14 protein-coding genes and 1 pseudogene are annotated in these 16,138 nt (G+C 70.9%); all 15 read left to right on the plus strand.

Annotation, left to right across the window (positions count from 1 at the left end; genetic code table 11):
- The first annotated feature begins 24 nt into the window (after positions 1–24).
- The 15 genes and pseudogenes from pgsA to relA all read left to right on the plus strand — a co-directional run bounded on the left by pgsA (position 25) and on the right by relA (position 16,064).
- A pseudogene (pgsA, locus tag LQ326_RS01860) lies at positions 25–760 on the plus strand (phosphatidylinositol phosphate synthase).
- A complete protein-coding gene (locus tag LQ326_RS01865) occupies positions 757–1,665 on the plus strand; it encodes a phosphatidylinositol mannoside acyltransferase (RefSeq protein WP_234531697.1) in 909 nt (302 codons plus the stop codon). The pseudogene pgsA and the gene LQ326_RS01865 overlap by 4 nt, the downstream one beginning before the upstream one ends.
- Positions 1,662–2,870, plus strand: coding sequence for a glycosyltransferase family 4 protein (locus LQ326_RS01870; protein ID WP_234531699.1), 1,209 nt, complete (start codon positions 1,662–1,664; stop codon positions 2,868–2,870). Before LQ326_RS01865 ends, LQ326_RS01870 begins: the two co-directional genes overlap by 4 nt.
- A 194-nt stretch (positions 2,871–3,064) precedes the next feature.
- Complete coding sequence (locus LQ326_RS01875; RefSeq protein WP_234531701.1) at positions 3,065–3,616, plus strand: LemA family protein; 552 nt, start codon at positions 3,065–3,067, stop codon at positions 3,614–3,616.
- A 104-nt stretch (positions 3,617–3,720) separates the two neighbouring features.
- Positions 3,721–4,626: a pyridoxal 5'-phosphate synthase lyase subunit PdxS gene (gene pdxS / locus LQ326_RS01880; RefSeq protein WP_093505318.1), complete on the plus strand. Its 906-nt coding sequence runs from the start codon at positions 3,721–3,723 to the stop codon at positions 4,624–4,626.
- Between the two features lie 20 nt (positions 4,627–4,646).
- Positions 4,647–5,252, plus strand: a complete 606-nt coding sequence (pdxT, locus tag LQ326_RS01885; protein WP_181801788.1) for a pyridoxal 5'-phosphate synthase glutaminase subunit PdxT — start codon at positions 4,647–4,649, stop codon at positions 5,250–5,252.
- 52 nt (positions 5,253–5,304) lie between these two features.
- Positions 5,305–6,057, plus strand: a complete 753-nt coding sequence (locus LQ326_RS01890; protein WP_234531702.1) for a YebC/PmpR family DNA-binding transcriptional regulator — start codon at positions 5,305–5,307, stop codon at positions 6,055–6,057.
- A gap of 204 nt (positions 6,058–6,261) precedes the next feature.
- The gene (ruvC, locus tag LQ326_RS01895) at positions 6,262–6,801 is read left to right on the plus strand and encodes a crossover junction endodeoxyribonuclease RuvC (RefSeq protein WP_234531703.1); all 540 of its coding nucleotides are present in this window, start codon (positions 6,262–6,264) and stop codon (positions 6,799–6,801) included.
- Positions 6,798–7,403 carry a Holliday junction branch migration protein RuvA gene (ruvA, locus tag LQ326_RS01900; protein WP_234531704.1) on the plus strand — a complete coding sequence of 202 codons (606 nt, stop codon included), beginning with the start codon at positions 6,798–6,800 and terminating at the stop codon, positions 7,401–7,403. Before ruvC ends, ruvA begins: the two co-directional genes overlap by 4 nt.
- Positions 7,404–7,430: 27 nt before the next feature.
- Complete coding sequence (gene ruvB / locus LQ326_RS01905) at positions 7,431–8,504, plus strand: Holliday junction branch migration DNA helicase RuvB (RefSeq protein ID WP_234531705.1); 1,074 nt, start codon at positions 7,431–7,433, stop codon at positions 8,502–8,504.
- 517 nt (positions 8,505–9,021) lie between these two features.
- The gene (yajC, locus tag LQ326_RS01910; protein WP_234531706.1) at positions 9,022–9,555 is read left to right on the plus strand and encodes a preprotein translocase subunit YajC; all 534 of its coding nucleotides are present in this window, start codon (positions 9,022–9,024) and stop codon (positions 9,553–9,555) included.
- A 141-nt stretch (positions 9,556–9,696) separates the two neighbouring features.
- On the plus strand, positions 9,697–11,493 hold the full coding sequence (secD, locus tag LQ326_RS01915; RefSeq protein WP_234531707.1) for a protein translocase subunit SecD: 1,797 nt from the start codon (positions 9,697–9,699) through the stop codon (positions 11,491–11,493).
- Between the two features lie 3 nt (positions 11,494–11,496).
- A complete protein-coding gene (secF, locus tag LQ326_RS01920; protein WP_234531708.1) occupies positions 11,497–12,606 on the plus strand; it encodes a protein translocase subunit SecF in 1,110 nt (369 codons plus the stop codon).
- A complete protein-coding gene (locus tag LQ326_RS01925) occupies positions 12,603–13,142 on the plus strand; it encodes an adenine phosphoribosyltransferase (protein ID WP_234531709.1) in 540 nt (179 codons plus the stop codon). The genes secF and LQ326_RS01925 overlap by 4 nt, the downstream gene beginning before the upstream one ends.
- Positions 13,143–13,523: 381 nt before the next feature.
- Entirely contained in the window at positions 13,524–16,064 is a 2,541-nt protein-coding gene (gene relA, locus LQ326_RS01930) for a GTP pyrophosphokinase (protein ID WP_234531710.1), read from the plus strand.
- Positions 16,065–16,138 lie beyond the last annotated feature (74 nt).

The raw sequence follows: 16,138 nt of genomic DNA on the forward strand, positions 1-16,138 counted from the left end.
CGCGCTCACACGCGCGTGGCTACGATGGGCCAGCCGGGGTGGCCAGCAGGGGCCGCACGGCGCAACGACCGTCGGGAAGGCCATGCTGAACAAGTACGCGCGTGCATTCTTCACGCGTGTCCTCACACCGTTCGCCGCGTTTCTCATCCGCCGGGGCGTGAGCCCGGACACGGTCACGCTCCTCGGCACGGCCGGGGTGGTCGCGGGCGCGCTGGTCTTCTTCCCCCGGGGCGAGTTCTTCTGGGGCACGATCGTGATCACCCTGTTCGTGTTCTCGGACCTGGTGGACGGCAACATGGCCCGCCAGCTGGGCCGCACCAGCCGCTGGGGCGCCTTCCTGGACTCCACCCTGGACCGGGTCGCCGACGGCGCCGTCTTCGGCGGCTTCGCCCTCTGGTACGCGGGCAACGGGAACAACGATGTCCTGTGCGCGGTCTCCATCTTCTGCCTGGCCAGCGGCCAGGTGGTGTCGTACACCAAGGCGCGCGGCGAGTCGATCGGGCTGCCGGTGGCCGTCAACGGTCTGGTGGAGCGCGCCGAGCGCCTGGTGATCTCGCTGGTGGCCGCGGGTCTGGCCGGCTTCCACAAGTTCGGTGTCCCGGGCATCCAGATCCTGCTGCCGATCGCCCTGTGGGCCGTCGCGGTGGGCAGCCTGGTCACCCTCGTCCAGCGGGTCGTCACGGTCCGCCGGGAGTCCGCCGAGGCGGAGGCCGCGGCCGAGCGGGAGAAGGCCTCCCACGGGAGCGAGGCCGCGCAGTGACCGCCGCCGACCGACTCACCGACGCTCTGTACGGTCTCGGCTGGAGCACCGTCAAGAAGCTCCCCGAGCCGGTCGCCGTGCGCCTCGGCACCTCCGTCGCGGACCTCGCCTGGAAACAGCGCGGCAAGGGTGTCCAGCGGCTCGAATCCAACTACGCGCACGTGCTGCCCGACGCGACTCCCGAGCGGCTGCGCGAGCTCTCCCGCGCGGGCATGCGCTCGTACCTGCGCTACTGGATGGAGTCCTTCCGGCTGCCGTCCTGGAGCGAGGAGCGGATCCGGACCGGTTTCGACGTCAAGGACCTCCACCACCTCACCGACGGCCTCGCCTCCGGCCGCGGTGTGATCCTCGCGCTGCCGCACCTGGCCAACTGGGACCTGGCCGGCGCCTGGGTCACCACCGAGCTGCGGACCCCGTTCACCACGGTCGCCGAGCGGCTCAGACCCGAGACCCTCTACGACCGTTTCGTCGCCTACCGCGAGGGCCTCGGCATGGAGGTCCTGCCGCACAGCGGCGGCACCGCCTTCGGCACCCTGGCCCGCAGGCTGCGCGACGGCGGCCTGGTCTGCCTGGTCGCCGACCGCGACCTGTCCGCCTCCGGCGTCGAGGTCGGCTTCTTCGGCGACACCGCGCGGATGCCCGCCGGTCCGGCCCTGCTGGCCCAGCAGACCGGCGCCCAGCTGCTCCCCGTCACGCTCTGGTACGACGACACCCCCGTCATGAAGGGCCGGGTGCACGCCCCGATCGAGGTACCCGAGACAGGTGACAAGGCCGCGCGGACGTCTGTCATGACACAGGCGCTGGCCGACGCCTTCGCCACCGGGATCGCCGACCATCCGGAGGACTGGCACATGCTCCAGCGCTTGTGGCTCGCCGACCTCGACCCCGCGAAGGGACCGTCGTGAGGATCGGCATCGTCTGCCCCTACTCCTGGGACGTCCCCGGCGGCGTCCAGTTCCACATCCGCGACCTCGCCCAGTACTTCATCGGCCTCGGTCACCACGTCTCCGTCCTCGCCCCCGCCGACGACGACACCCCGCTGCCGCCCTACGTCGTCTCGGCGGGCCGTGCGGTACCGGTGCCCTACAACGGCTCGGTGGCCCGGCTCAACTTCGGGTTCCTGTCCGCCGCTCGGGTACGCCGCTGGCTGCACGACGGCGCGTTCGACGTGGTCCACATCCACGAGCCGACCTCGCCCTCCCTCGGCCTGCTGACCTGCTGGGCGGCGCAGGGCCCGATGGTGGCGACCTTCCACACCTCCAACCCCCGCTCCCGCGCGATGATCGCCGCGTACTCGATCCTCCAGGCCGCCCTGGAGAAGATCAGCGCCCGGATCGCGGTGAGCGAGTACGCCCGCCGCACGCTGGTCGAGCACCTCGGCGGGGACGCGGTCGTGATCCCCAACGGCGTCGACGTCGACTTCTTCGCCAGGGCGGAGCCGCGCCCCGAGTGGCAGTCGGCAGGGGCGCGAAGCGCGGCCGAGGGCGGCGGTGGCAGTCCGGCGGGCGGGACGATCGGGTTCATCGGCCGCATCGACGAACCCCGCAAGGGCCTCCCGGTGCTGATGAAGGCGATGCCCAGGATCCTCGCCGAGTGCCCGCAGACCCGGCTCCTGGTGGCCGGCCGGGGCGACGAGGAGGCCGCGGTCGAGTCCCTCCCCGCCGAGCTGCGCTCCCGAGTGGAGTTCCTGGGCATGATCAGCGACGAGGACAAGGCCCGATTCCTGCGCAGCCTCGACCTGTACGTCGCACCCAACACGGGCGGCGAGAGCTTCGGGATAATCCTGGTGGAAGCCCTGTCCGCGGGTGCCCCGGTGCTCGCCTCCGACCTCGACGCCTTCACCCAGGTCCTGGACCAGGGCACGGCGGGCGAGCTCTTCGCCAACGAGGACGCGGACGCGCTGGCGGAAGCGGCGGTACGGCTCCTGAAGGACCCGGAGCGCCGGGCCGGGCTGAGCGCCCGCGGCAGCGTGCACGTACGGCGCTTCGACTGGTCCACCGTGGGCGCGGACATCATGTCCGTCTACGAGACGGTGACGGCGGGCGCGGCAGCGGTGGCGACCGACGAGCGCTCGGGCCTGCGGGCGCGGTTCGGGCTGGCGCGGGACTGAGCGCTCCGCCGGCGGCGCCTCGCCGTGCCGTCTGACGGCTGCGGCGCCGTCGTGGCTGGTCGCTCCCCCACTCTCGGCTTCGCTCGCGAGGGGGGACGCGGGGGGACCCCCATCGCGGCGGCAGCCGCGTGTCGAACGCGGCCCCGCGCCCCTCCCGGGGCGCTGCCGCGGGCGCGTCCGATAGCGTTCGGCCCGTGACCGCAACGCTCATCTGGACGCTCTGGATCCTCGCCGCCCTCGCGGTGATCGGCCTGTACCTGAGCTGGACCGCAGGCCGTCTCGACCGGCTGCACGCGCGCATCGACGCCGCCCGTGCCGCCCTCGACGCCCAGTTGCTGCGGCGGGCCTCCGTGGCCCAGGAACTGGCGACCTCGGGCGTGCTGGATCCCGCCGCCTCGATCGTGCTGTACGAGGCCGCGCACGCCGCCCGGCAGGCCGAGGAGGAGCAGCGGGAGGTCGCGGAGAGCGAGCTGAGCCAGGCCCTGCGTGCCGTCTTCGAGCACCCGCAGCAGGTCGAGGAGGTCCGTCAGGCCCCCGGCGGCGAGGCGGCCGCGAGCGAGCTGGCCGAGGCGGTGCGCCGGGTGCCGATGGCCCGCCGCTTCCACAACGACGCCGTCGGCGCGGCCCGCCGGCTGCGCGAACACCGCAAGGTCCGCTGGTTCCGGCTGGCCGGACACGCCCCCTTCCCGCTGGCCTTCGAGATGGACGACGAACCGCCCCCCGCGCTGGTCGAGCGCCCGGCCTGACCGCAAAAGGATCCACCGGCTTCCCATTGGCCCTTGCTGTGGACTGGTCCACTCGCGTTTCCTCGGTGTTTGCAGAAACCCTCTTTTCAGCGAGTGAGGTACCCGTGTCCACCAGTGAGAACCAGACCCCCGAGACCGGCACCGCCCGTGTGAAGCGCGGCATGGCCGAGCAGCTCAAGGGCGGCGTGATCATGGACGTCGTCACGCCGGAGCAGGCGAAGATCGCCGAAGACGCGGGCGCCGTCGCCGTCATGGCGCTGGAGCGCGTCCCGGCCGACATCCGCAAGGACGGCGGGGTGGCCCGGATGTCCGACCCGGACATGATCGAGGGCATCATCGAGGCGGTCTCGATCCCGGTGATGGCCAAGTCCCGTATCGGCCACTTCGTCGAGGCCCAGGTCCTGCAGTCGCTCGGCGTCGACTACATCGACGAGTCCGAGGTCCTCACTCCGGCCGACGAGGTCAACCACTCCGACAAGTGGGCCTTCACCACTCCCTTCGTCTGCGGCGCCACCAACCTCGGTGAGGCCCTGCGCCGGATCGCCGAGGGCGCGGCCATGATCCGCTCCAAGGGCGAGGCCGGCACCGGCAACGTCGTCGAGGCCGTGCGCCACCTGCGCCAGATCAAGGGCGAGATCGCCAAGCTGCGCGGCTGCGACAACAACGAGCTGTACGCCGCCGCCAAGGAGCTGCGCGCCCCCTACGAGCTCGTCAAGGAGGTCGCCGAGCTCGGCAAGCTCCCGGTGGTGCTGTTCTCCGCCGGTGGCGTCGCCACCCCGGCCGACGCCGCGCTGATGCGCCAGCTCGGCGCCGAGGGCGTCTTCGTCGGCTCCGGCATCTTCAAGTCCGGCGACCCGGCCAAGCGCGCCGCCGCCATCGTCAAGGCGACCACCTTCTACGACGACCCGAAGATCATCGCGGACGCGTCCCGCAACCTCGGCGAGGCCATGGTCGGCATCAACTGCGACACCCTCCCCGAGACCGAGCGCTACGCCAACCGCGGCTGGTAAGGCCAGAGGGTTTCGCACACATGACCGACGCACCTGTCATAGGCGTCCTGGCCCTCCAGGGCGACGTACGGGAGCACCTCATCGCCCTGGCCGCGGCCGACGCCGTGGCCAGGCCGGTCAGGCGCCCCGAGGAACTCGCTGAGGTGGACGGCCTCGTCATCCCGGGCGGCGAGTCCACCACCATCTCCAAGCTGGCCGTCCTGTTCGGCGTGATGGAGCCGCTGCGCGCGCGTGTGCGCGACGGAATGCCCGTCTACGGCACCTGCGCGGGCATGATCATGCTCGCCGACAAGATCCTCGACCCGCGTTCGGGCCAGGAGACCGTCGGCGGCATCGACATGATCGTGCGCCGCAACGCCTTCGGGCGGCAGAACGAGTCGTTCGAGGCGGCGGTCGACGTACGCGGAATCGACGGCGATCCTGTGGAGGGCGTGTTCATCCGCGCCCCCTGGGTCGAGTCGGTCGGCGCCGGGGCCGAGGTGCTCGCCGAGCACGACGGCCACATCGTCGCGGTCCGCCAGGGCAACGCGCTCGCCACGTCGTTCCACCCGGAACTGACCGGCGACCACCGCGTGCACTCCCTGTTCGCCGACATGGTCCACGCGAACCGGGCGGCCGAGTCCTAGTAGGATCTCTGGCGTTCGTTGTTTGGATGGGTTACGCGAAGGAGACAGGCAGATGTCCGGCCACTCTAAATGGGCCACGACGAAGCACAAGAAGGCCGTGATCGACGCCAAGCGCGGCAAGCTCTTCGCGAAGCTGATCAAGAACATCGAGGTCGCGGCGCGGATGGGCGGCGTGGACGTCGAAGGCAACCCGACTCTCTACGACGCCGTCCAGAAGGCGAAGAAGCAGTCGGTCCCGAACAAGAACATCGACTCCGCGATCAAGCGCGGCGGCGGTCTCGAGGCCGGTGGCGCCGACTACGAGACGATCATGTACGAGGGCTACGGCCCGAACGGCGTCGCGGTGCTCATCGAGTGCCTCACCGACAACCGCAACCGCGCCGCCTCCGACGTCCGTGTCGCCATGACCCGCAACGGCGGTTCGATGGCCGACCCGGGCTCGGTGTCGTATCTCTTCCACCGCAAGGGCGTCGTGATCGTCCCCAAGGGCGAGCTGACCGAGGACGACGTGCTCGGCGCGGTCCTGGACGCGGGCGCCGAGGAAGTCAACGACCTCGGCGAGTCCTTCGAGGTGCTCAGCGAGGCCACCGACCTGGTCGCCGTCCGCACCGCCCTCCAGGACTCCGGGATCGACTACGACTCCGCCGAGGCCAACTTCGTCCCGACCATGCAGGTCGAGCTGGACGAGGAGGGCGCCAAGAAGATCTTCAAGCTGATCGACGCCCTTGAGGACAGCGACGACGTGCAGAACGTCTTCGCCAATTTCGACGTCAGCGACGAGGTCATGGAGAAGGTCGACGCGTAGGGCACGCCGCGAGCTGAGCGGATTCGGCGGGCTGGTGGGACACGTCCCACCAGCCCGCCGCCGTTGTCAGTGGCAGCGGCTAGCCTGGCGCCGTCCGCGGATGGCCGTCCACGGGCCGCAACCATCGATTGAGGAACCACGACGGCGCTCAGCCGGGTCCGCGAGAGCGGCGGCGGTTCAGCCGCAAAGAGGGGAGGGGGCGCGGTGCGTGTACTGGGGGTGGATCCCGGGCTGACCCGGTGCGGTGTCGGTGTCGTCGAGGGCGTCGCCGGGCGGCCGCTCACCATGGTCGGCGTGGGAGTCGTCCGCACGCCCGCGGACGCCGAACTCGGCCGTCGCCTGGTCGCCATCGAGCAGGGCATCGAGCAGTGGCTGGACGAGCACCGGCCCGAATTCGTCGCCGTGGAGCGGGTGTTCAGCCAGCACAACGTACGGACCGCGATGGGCACCGCCCAGGCCAGCGCCGTCGCCATGCTGTGCGCCGCCCGCCGGGGCATCCCCGTCGCCCTGCACACCCCGAGCGAGGTCAAGGCCGCCGTCACCGGCTCCGGACGCGCCGACAAGGCCCAGGTCGGCGCCATGATCACCCGGCTGCTCAGGCTCAGCGCCCCGCCCAGGCCCGCCGACGCCGCCGACGCCCTCGCGCTCGCCATCTGCCACATCTGGCGCGCCCCCGCGCAGAACCGACTCCAGCAGGCCGTCGCCCTGCACGCAGCCAACGCAACGAAAGGCCGTACGGCATGATCGCCTTCGTAAGCGGCCCGGTCGCCGCCCTCGCCCCGGACTCCGCGGTCGTCGAGGTGGGCGGGATCGGCATCGCCGTCCAGTGCACCCCCAACACCCTCTCCGGACTGCGCATGGGCCAGCCGGCCAGGCTCGCCACGTCGCTGGTCGTGAGGGAGGACTCGCTCACCTTGTACGGTTTCGTGGACGACGACGAGCGCCAGGTCTTCGAGCTGCTGCAGACGGCGAGCGGTGTCGGACCGCGGCTCGCCCAGGCGATGCTCGCCGTGCACAGCCCCGACGCGTTGCGCCGCGCGGTCGCCACCGGCGACGAGAAGGCGCTGATCGCCGTCCCCGGCATCGGCAAGAAGGGCGCGCAGAAACTGCTGCTGGAGCTGAAGGACCGCCTCGGCGCCCCCGTCGGCGCTCCCGTGGTCGGCGCACCGGTCAGCCAGGGCTGGCGCGACCAGCTGCACGCCGCCCTGATCGGCCTCGGATACGCGACCCGGGAGGCCGACGAGGCCGTCACCGCCGTCGCCCCGCAGGCCGAGGCCGCCGGGGGCACGCCCCAGGTCGGCCCGCTGCTCAAGGCGGCCCTGCAGACCCTCAACCGCGCCCGCTGACCCCACCACCGCTGAGGCACATCACTTATGAACTGGGACGACACGACCGACACCGGCGCCGACGCGGAGCGGCTGGTGGGCGCCGTCGCCGACCGTGAGGACCAGGCCGTCGAGGCCGCGCTGCGCCCCAAGGACCTGGGCGAGTTCATCGGCCAGGAGAAGGTCCGCGAGCAGCTCGACCTGGTGCTGCGCGCCGCACGCGCGCGGGGTGCGACCGCCGACCATGTGCTGCTCTCCGGGGCCCCCGGCCTGGGCAAGACCACCCTCTCGATGATCATCGCGGCCGAGATGGGGGCCCCGATCCGCATCACCTCGGGCCCCGCCATCCAGCACGCCGGCGACCTGGCCGCGATCCTCTCCTCTCTCCAGGAGGGCGAGGTCCTCTTCCTCGACGAGATCCACCGCATGTCGCGGCCCGCCGAGGAGATGCTGTACATGGCGATGGAGGACTTCCGGGTCGACGTCATCGTCGGCAAGGGTCCGGGTGCCACCGCCATCCCCCTTGAACTGCCGCCGTTCACGCTGGTCGGTGCCACCACCCGGGCGGGCCTGCTGCCGCCCCCGCTGCGCGACCGCTTCGGCTTCACAGCGCACATGGAGTTCTACGAGCCGCGCGAACTGGAGCGGGTCGTGCACCGCTCGGCGCATCTGCTGGACGTCGCCATCGAGCCGGCCGGCGCCGCCGAGATCGCCGGCCGGTCGCGCGGCACGCCCCGCATCGCCAACCGGCTGCTGCGCCGGGTCCGCGACTACGCGCAGGTCAAGGCGGACGGACGGATCACGCGCGAGATCGCGCACGCTGCGCTCGCCGTCTACGAGGTGGACGAACGCGGCCTGGACCGGCTGGACCGCGCCGTCCTGGAGGCACTGCTCAAACTCTTCGGCGGCGGCCCGGTCGGCCTGTCCACCCTCGCCGTCGCGGTGGGGGAGGAGCGCGAGACGGTCGAGGAGGTCGCCGAGCCCTTCCTGGTCCGCGAGGGCCTGCTGGCCCGCACCCCGCGCGGCCGCGTCGCCACCCCCGCCGCCTGGGCCCACCTGGGTCTGACCGCCCCGCGCGGCCCGGCGGGCGGAACCGGCCAGCAGGACCTCTTCGGCACCTGACCCCGAGCCGTCGACGCCCCGGCGGCACCCGGAAACGGCTCTGGGCGCCACGCCGGACCGGCTGGGAGCCCGGACCGGCCGCGGGGCCGGATCGGCCGGGGGCCCGGACCGGCCGCGGGGCCCAGACCTGCGGGCGCACCGGCGCGCCCGCCCCGGGCGGGTGGCCCCGGGCGGTGGGCCGCCTCTGCGGCACGGTCCCCGGCCCCCGTGGCCGGTGTCCGGGCCGTTGCCGGTGGAAACGTGACGGGCCGCCGTATCCCGGGCGTGGGGCATGGACGCGTCTTCGCCCTCGGTTCGGACGGTCGGCGCCCGCCGAGCCAGACTTCGGCCCCAGACGTGATCGCTTCGTGACGGCGGGGCATTGGCGGCCCCAGGAACCCAGGTGCCATGCTGAACGTTGTTCCATGCGCGCGGACTCGCTTAGACTCCGCCGATGCCGCCTTCGCGGGCGGCGCCGACCACACCCCCATCATCCAGGCCGCTCACCGCCGCGGCTGCGCGAAGGAAATTCCGTCCCGTGAATAGCTTGCCTCTTCTCGTGTTCATCGTCCTCATCGCGGCCATGGTCCTGATGACGCGCTCCACCAAAAAGCGCCAGCAGCAGGCCACGCAGATGCGGAACGAGATCCAGCCCGGCAACGGTGTCCGCACCATCGGGGGCATGTACGCGACGGTCAAGGAAGTCAACGAGGACACGGTCCTCCTCGACGCCGGCCCGGGCGTCGAGCTCCTCTTCGCGAAGAACTCGATCGGTGCCATCCTCACGGACGACGAGTACAACCGCATCGTGCACGGCATCGAGCACGACCTGAAGTCCGACGCCGACGTCGTCCCGGACGACGCCTCCTCTCTCACCGAGACCGACGACGAGTCCGCCGACGCTGCCGCCGCCTCCGACGACAAGGCCGTCGACCTCGGGAAGAAGGACACCGCCGAGGAGGAGACCGAGGAAGCGGAGAAGAAGACCGAAGGGCCGGCCGAGTCCGCGACCGCCGAGGCGAAGGCTGACGAAGAGCCGAAGAAGACCGACGGCGACTCCGACACGAAGTAGGCGTGCCCCGGGAAGCGGTGCGCGCATGACACGCGCACCTCGTACCCCGGGCGCGTCTGTTTCCCGCACGGGATCCCGACACCATGTCATGGCCGACCGCGCCGACCAGGGGCACGGCGGCCCGAGAGGGAGTACAAGAAGGTGGCAGCACCTAAGAGGGGCCGGAGCGCGAGCGCCCAGAGCAAGCCAGGGCGCTCGCTGGCCCTCATCCTGATCGCCATCGCGGCGCTCACCGGCGGAATGTTCGCCTCCGGAAACACCACTCCGCGTCTCGGTATCGACCTGGCCGGTGGTACGAGCATCACGCTGCAGGCGCACAACGAGCCGGGCCAGCCCAACGCGATCAACAAGACCAACATGAACACCGCGGTCGAGATCATGAACCGCCGTGTCAACGGTCTGGGCGTTTCCGAAGCGGAGGTTCAGACCCAGGGCACCAGCAACATCATCGTCAACATCCCCAAGGGCACCAACTCCGCGGAGGCCCGCCAGCAGGTCGGCACCACCGCGAAGCTCTACTTCCGCCCGGTCCTGGCCCAGCAGGCCAGCGCCGGCGCCACCCCGAGCGCCTCCCCGAGCGCGTCCGCCGGCGGCAGCTCCAGCGCTTCCCCGAGCGCCTCCCCGTCGACCAGCGCGTCGGCGTCCGCGAAGGCGACCGGCTCGTCCTCCGCCTCGCCGTCGTCCTCGGCCACCTCGCAGGGCCGCGCCGTCACCGACGCCCTGAAGGCCGGTTCCACGCCGTCGTCCTCGGCGTCCGCCTCCTCGTCGGCGAGCCCCTCCGCCACCTCCTCGGCCGACGCGGGCGCCTCCGCCGCGGCCTCGAAGCTGGAGGCCGAGTACACCGCGCTGGACTGCTCCAAGGCCACGCAGCGCGCCACGGCCGGCAAGACCGCCAAGCCGAGCGACACCACCGTGGCCTGCGGCCAGGTCGGCAGCGTCTGGTACAAGTACGTGCTCGGCCCGGCCCGAGTCGACGGCACCGACGTCAAGAAGGCCCAGGCCGTCTTCGACACGCAGGGCGCCGCCGGCTGGCAGGTCCAGATGACCTTCACCGGTGGCGGGGCCAAGAAGTTCGCGGACGTCACCGCCGAACTCGCCAAGAACACCTCCCCGCCGACGAACGAGTTCGGCATCGTCCTCGACGGCGAGGTCGTCTCCAGCCCGACCGTGAGCCAGTCGATCACCGGCGGGCAGGCGGAGATCTCCGGCAGCTTCACCCAGGAAGAGGCCCAGAGCCTCGCCAACGTGCTGTCGTACGGCGCGCTCCCGCTCTCCTTCAAGACGCAGAGCGTCACCACCGTCACCGCCGCCCTCGGCGGCGAGCAGCTGCACGCCGGTCTGCTGGCCGGTGCCATCGGCCTCGCGCTCGTCATCATCTACCTGGTCGCCTTCTACCGCGGGCTGTCGCTCGTCGCGATCCCCTCGCTGCTGGTGTCCGCGATCCTCACGTACGCGATCATGTCGCTGCTCGGCCCCACGATCCACTTCGCGCTGAACCTGCCGGCCGTCTGCGGTGCGATCGTCGCGATCGGCATCACGGCGGACTCGTTCATCGTGTTCTTCGAACGCATCCGGGACGAGATCCGTGAGGGCCGCACGCTGCGCCCCGCCGTCGAGCGGGCCTGGCCGCGCGCCCGGCGCACCATCCTGGTCTCCGACTTCGTGTCGTTCCTGGCCGCCGCCGTGCTGTTCGTCGTGACCGTCGGCAAGGTCCAGGGCTTCGCGTTCACCCTCGGTCTGACCACCGTGCTCGACGTGGTCGTCGTCTTCTTCTTCACCAAGCCGCTGATGACGGTCCTCGCCCGGCGTAAGTTCTTCGCGAACGGCCACAAGTGGTCGGGGCTCGACCCGAAGGGCCTGGGCGCCAAGGCCCCGCTGCGCCGCACCCGCCGTCCCGCCGGCCCCGCCGCCGGCCCTGTCGACCCGAAGGAAGCGTGAGCGATGTCGAAACTCGGCAACCTCGGCGCCCGACTCCACCGCGGCGAGATCAGCTACGACTTCGTCGGCAAGCGCAAGATCTGGTACGGCGTCTCCATCCTGATCACCATCACGGCCATCGTCGGCCTGGCGGTGCGCGGCCTGAACATGGGCATCGACTTCCAGGGCGGCGCCGTCTTCACCACCTCGAAGACCAGCGTCTCGGTGGCCCAGGCGGAGACCTACGCGAAGGAGGCCTCCGGCCACGAAGCGGTCGTGCAGAAGCTCGGCACGGGCGGTCTGCGCATCCAGATCGCCGGCATGGACACCGCGAAGTCGGACGCGACCAAGGCCAAGCTGGCCACGGACATGAAGGTGGACCCCGAGTCCATCAACTCCGACCTGGTCGGCCCGAGCTGGGGTGACGAGATCGCCAACAAGGCCTGGGAGGGCCTGGGGATCTTCATGGTCCTCGTGGTGATCTACCTGGCGATCGCCTTCGAGTGGCGTATGGCGCTCGCGGCCCTGGTCGCGCTGATCCACGACATCACCATCACGACCGGCATCTACGCCCTGGTCGGTTTCGAGGTCACGCCCGGCACGGTCATCGGTCTGCTGACGATCCTCGGTTATTCGCTCTACGACACGGTCGTCGTCTTCGACAGCCTCAAGGAGCAGACGAAGGACATCACCAAGCAGACCCGCTTCACCTACAGCGACATCGCCAACCACTCGATCAACGGCACCCTGGTCCGTTCGATCAACACCACGGTGGTCGCGCTGCTGCCGGTCGCGGGCCTGCTGTTCATCGGCGGCGGATTCCTCGGCGCGGGCACGCTCAACGACATCTCGCTGTCGCTGTTCGTGGGTCTCGCCGCCGGTGCCTACTCCTCGATCTTCATCGCCACGCCGCTCGTCGCCGACCTCAAGGAGGCCGAGCCGCAGATGAAGGCCCTGAAGAAGCGCGTCCTCGCCAAGCGCGCCCAGGCTGCCGCCGAGGAGGAGACGGCCGAGGCCCGGGGCGACGGGGCCGAGGGACCCGAGGACGCCGCTCCGGCCGTCGTCGGCCCGCGCAACCAGCCCGCGTCCCGTAACCGGGGCGGCCGTGGCCGCCCCTCGGGGAAGCGCCGGTGACCGACATCAAGGAACTGCTGCTGAGCCGTATCCGGGACGTCGAGGACTATCCGGAGCAGGGCGTGATGTTCAAGGACATCACGCCGCTCCTGGCGGACCCGGCAGCGTTCACCGCGCTCACCGACGCCCTCGCCGAGATCGCCGGGCGCACCGGCGCCACCAAGGTCGTCGGCCTGGAGGCGCGGGGCTTCATACTGGGCGCTCCGGTCGCCGTCCGCGCGGGCCTCGGCTTCATCCCGGTCCGCAAGGCGGGCAAGCTCCCCGGAGCCACCCTCCGGCAGGCCTACGAGCTGGAGTACGGCTCGGCCGAGATCGAGGTGCACGCCGAGGACCTCGGCACGGACGACCGGATCCTGATTGTCGACGACGTGCTCGCCACCGGCGGCACCGCGGAGGCGTCGATCCAGCTCGTCCACCGCGCGGGCGCGGAGGTCGTCGGCGTCGCGGTCCTGATGGAGCTGGGGTTCCTGCGGGGGCGCGCGCGGCTCGAGCCCGCGCTGATGGGTGCCCCGCTGGAAGCGCTGATCGTGGTCTGACCGGCTCCTACGGCACGTCACGGTGCCTTCGCGATGCGTTGTGCCAACGCATCGCGAAGGCACCGTTTCTGTTTGCGCCTTTGACCGCGCTGTACCGAATCGCGTGACCGCGGGTTCGGGCGCCGGAAGGTATTTGTCGGCAGCGGGATTGTCTTCTTGCGCATGAGACCGATTGCGGCTGCCACTTCGATTGCCGCGGCTTCCTTTCCCGGAGCTGCCGCGAGCCCGTCGCGGGCCCCAGAGGAATCCGGGGCCCGCCCCTTGCGTTTCTCGGATGGACGGCTCTCACATCGTCCTCCAGGCGATGCCGGAGCCCAGGATCGCTACGATGGGTCTTCCGGAGCCTGACTGGGGGACCCGGATCGCGCACGAGGAGTCCTCTTGCCAGACGAGGCCCAGCACCTGACCGCCGCCAAGCCCGAGTCCGCCTCGGCGGCCGCGGCCAAGCCCGCGCCGAGCGCGCCGCTCGCGAAGAACGATGTTCGCGGGCCGGTCGAGCACGCCCAGTCCGCGCCTGTCGACAAGTCGGCCGAGCAGTCGCGTCCCAAGCCGGCCCCGTCCGAGCGAGCCAAGACCGCCCCCGTGGTCCGCCCCAACGCCGGCCAGCCCGCTCGCTCGGGCTCCTCCAACCGCGTCCGTGCCCGCCTCGCCCGCCTCGGTGTGCAGCGCGCCAACCCGTACAACCCGGTCCTGGAGCCGCTGCTGCGCATAGTCCGCAGCAACGACCCCAAGATCGAGAACGCCACCCTGCGCCAGATCGAGCGCGCCTACCAGGTCGCCGAGCGCTGGCACCGCGGCCAGAAGCGCAAGAGCGGCGACCCGTACATCACGCACCCGCTCGCGGTGACCACGATCCTGGCCGAACTGGGCATGGACCCGGCGACCCTGATGGCCGGCCTCCTGCACGACACGGTCGAGGACACCGAGTACGGCCTGGAGGACCTGCGCCGCGACTTCGGTGACGTCGTCGCGCTGCTCGTCGACGGCGTGACCAAGCTGGACAAGGTCAAGTTCGGGGAGGCCGCCCAGGCCGAGACCGTGCGCAAGATGGTCGTCGCCATGGCCAAGGACCCACGCGTCCTGGTCATCAAGCTCGCCGACCGCCTGCACAACATGCGCACCATGCGCTACCTCAAGCGCGAGAAGCAGGAGAAGAAGGCGCGCGAGACGCTCGAGATCTACGCGCCGCTCGCCCACCGGCTGGGCATGAACACCATCAAGTGGGAGCTGGAGGACCTCGCCTTCGCGATCCTCTACCCCAAGATGTACGACGAAATCGTGCGGCTGGTCGCCGAGCGCGCCCCCAAACGCGACGAGTACCTGGCCATAGTGACCGACGAGGTCCAGGCCGACCTGCGCGCCGCCCGCATCAAGGCGACCGTCACCGGCCGCCCGAAGCACTACTACAGCGTCTACCAGAAGATGATCGTCCGCGGCCGGGACTTCGCGGAGATCTACGACCTGGTGGGCATCCGCGTCCTGGTGGACACCGTCCGGGACTGCTACGCGGCCCTGGGCACCGTGCACGCCCGCTGGAACCCGGTTCCGGGGCGGTTCAAGGACTACATCGCGATGCCCAAGTTCAACATGTACCAGTCGCTGCACACGACGGTCATCGGCCCCAACGGCAAGCCGGTCGAGCTCCAGATCCGCACGTTCGACATGCACCGCCGCGCCGAGTACGGCATCGCCGCGCACTGGAAGTACAAGCAGGAGGCCGTCGCCGGCGCCTCCAAGGTCCGCACCGACGTGCCGAAGTCGTCCGGCAAGGGCAAGGACGACCACCTCAACGACATGGCGTGGCTGCGGCAGTTGCTGGACTGGCAGAAGGAGACCGAGGACCCCAGCGAGTTCCTGGAGTCCCTGCGCTTCGATCTCTCCCGCAACGAGGTCTTCGTCTTCACCCCCAAGGGCGACGTCATAGCGCTCCCGGCCGGGGCCACCCCTGTCGACTTCGCGTACGCGGTCCACACGGAGGTCGGTCACCGGACGATAGGGGCCCGGGTCAACGGCCGTCTCGTCCCGCTCGAATCGACCCTGGACAACGGCGACCTCGTCGAGGTCTTCACCTCCAAGGCGACCGGCGCCGGACCGTCCCGCGACTGGCTCGGCTTCGTCAAGTCCCCGCGCGCCCGCAACAAGATCCGGGGCTGGTTCTCCAAGGAGCGCCGGGAAGAGGCGATCGAGCAGGGCAAGGACGCCATCGTCCGCGCGATGCGCAAGCAGAACCTGCCCATCCAGCGCATCCTCACCGGCGACTCGCTGGTCACCCTCGCCCACGAGATGCGCTACCCGGACATCTCCTCGCTGTACGCGGCGATCGGCGAGGGCCATGTGGCCGCGCAGAACGTCGTGCAGAAACTGGTGCAGGCGCTCGGCGGCGAGGAGGCGGCCACCGAGGAGATCGACGAGGCGGTTCCGCCGGCCCGCGGCCGCCGCAGCAAGCGGCGCAGCAGCCAGGACCCCGGCGTGGTCGTGAAGGGCGTCGACGACGTCTGGGTCAAGCTGGCCCGCTGCTGCACACCCGTCCCCGGCGATCCGATCATCGGCTTCGTCACGCGTGGGAGCGGTGTGTCGGTGCACCGCAGCGACTGCGTCAACGTCGAGTCGCTGTCCCGCGAACCCGAGCGCATCCTCGACGTCGAGTGGGCGCCCACCCAGTCCTCGGTCTTCCTGGTCGCCATCCAGGTCGAGGCCCTGGACCGCTCCCGGCTGCTCTCGGACGTCACCCGCGTCCTGTCCGACCAGCACGTCAACATCCTCTCCGCGGCCGTCCAGACCTCCCGCGACCGGGTGGCCACCTCCCGCTTCACCTTCGAGATGGGCGACCCCAAGCACCTGGGCCACGTCCTGAAGGCCGTACGCGGCGTGGAGGGCGTGTACGACGTCTACCGGGTCACCTCGGCGCGCAGCCGCTCGTAGCGGAGGCAGCGAGGCAGCGAGGGCTGCAGGGCGGCGAGAGACGACGAGAGGGGCCCCGTACGCCGTGTACGGGG

The sequence above is a fragment of the Streptomyces shenzhenensis genome, from assembly GCF_021462265.1.
Classification (GTDB): domain Bacteria; phylum Actinomycetota; class Actinomycetes; order Streptomycetales; family Streptomycetaceae; genus Streptomyces; species Streptomyces shenzhenensis.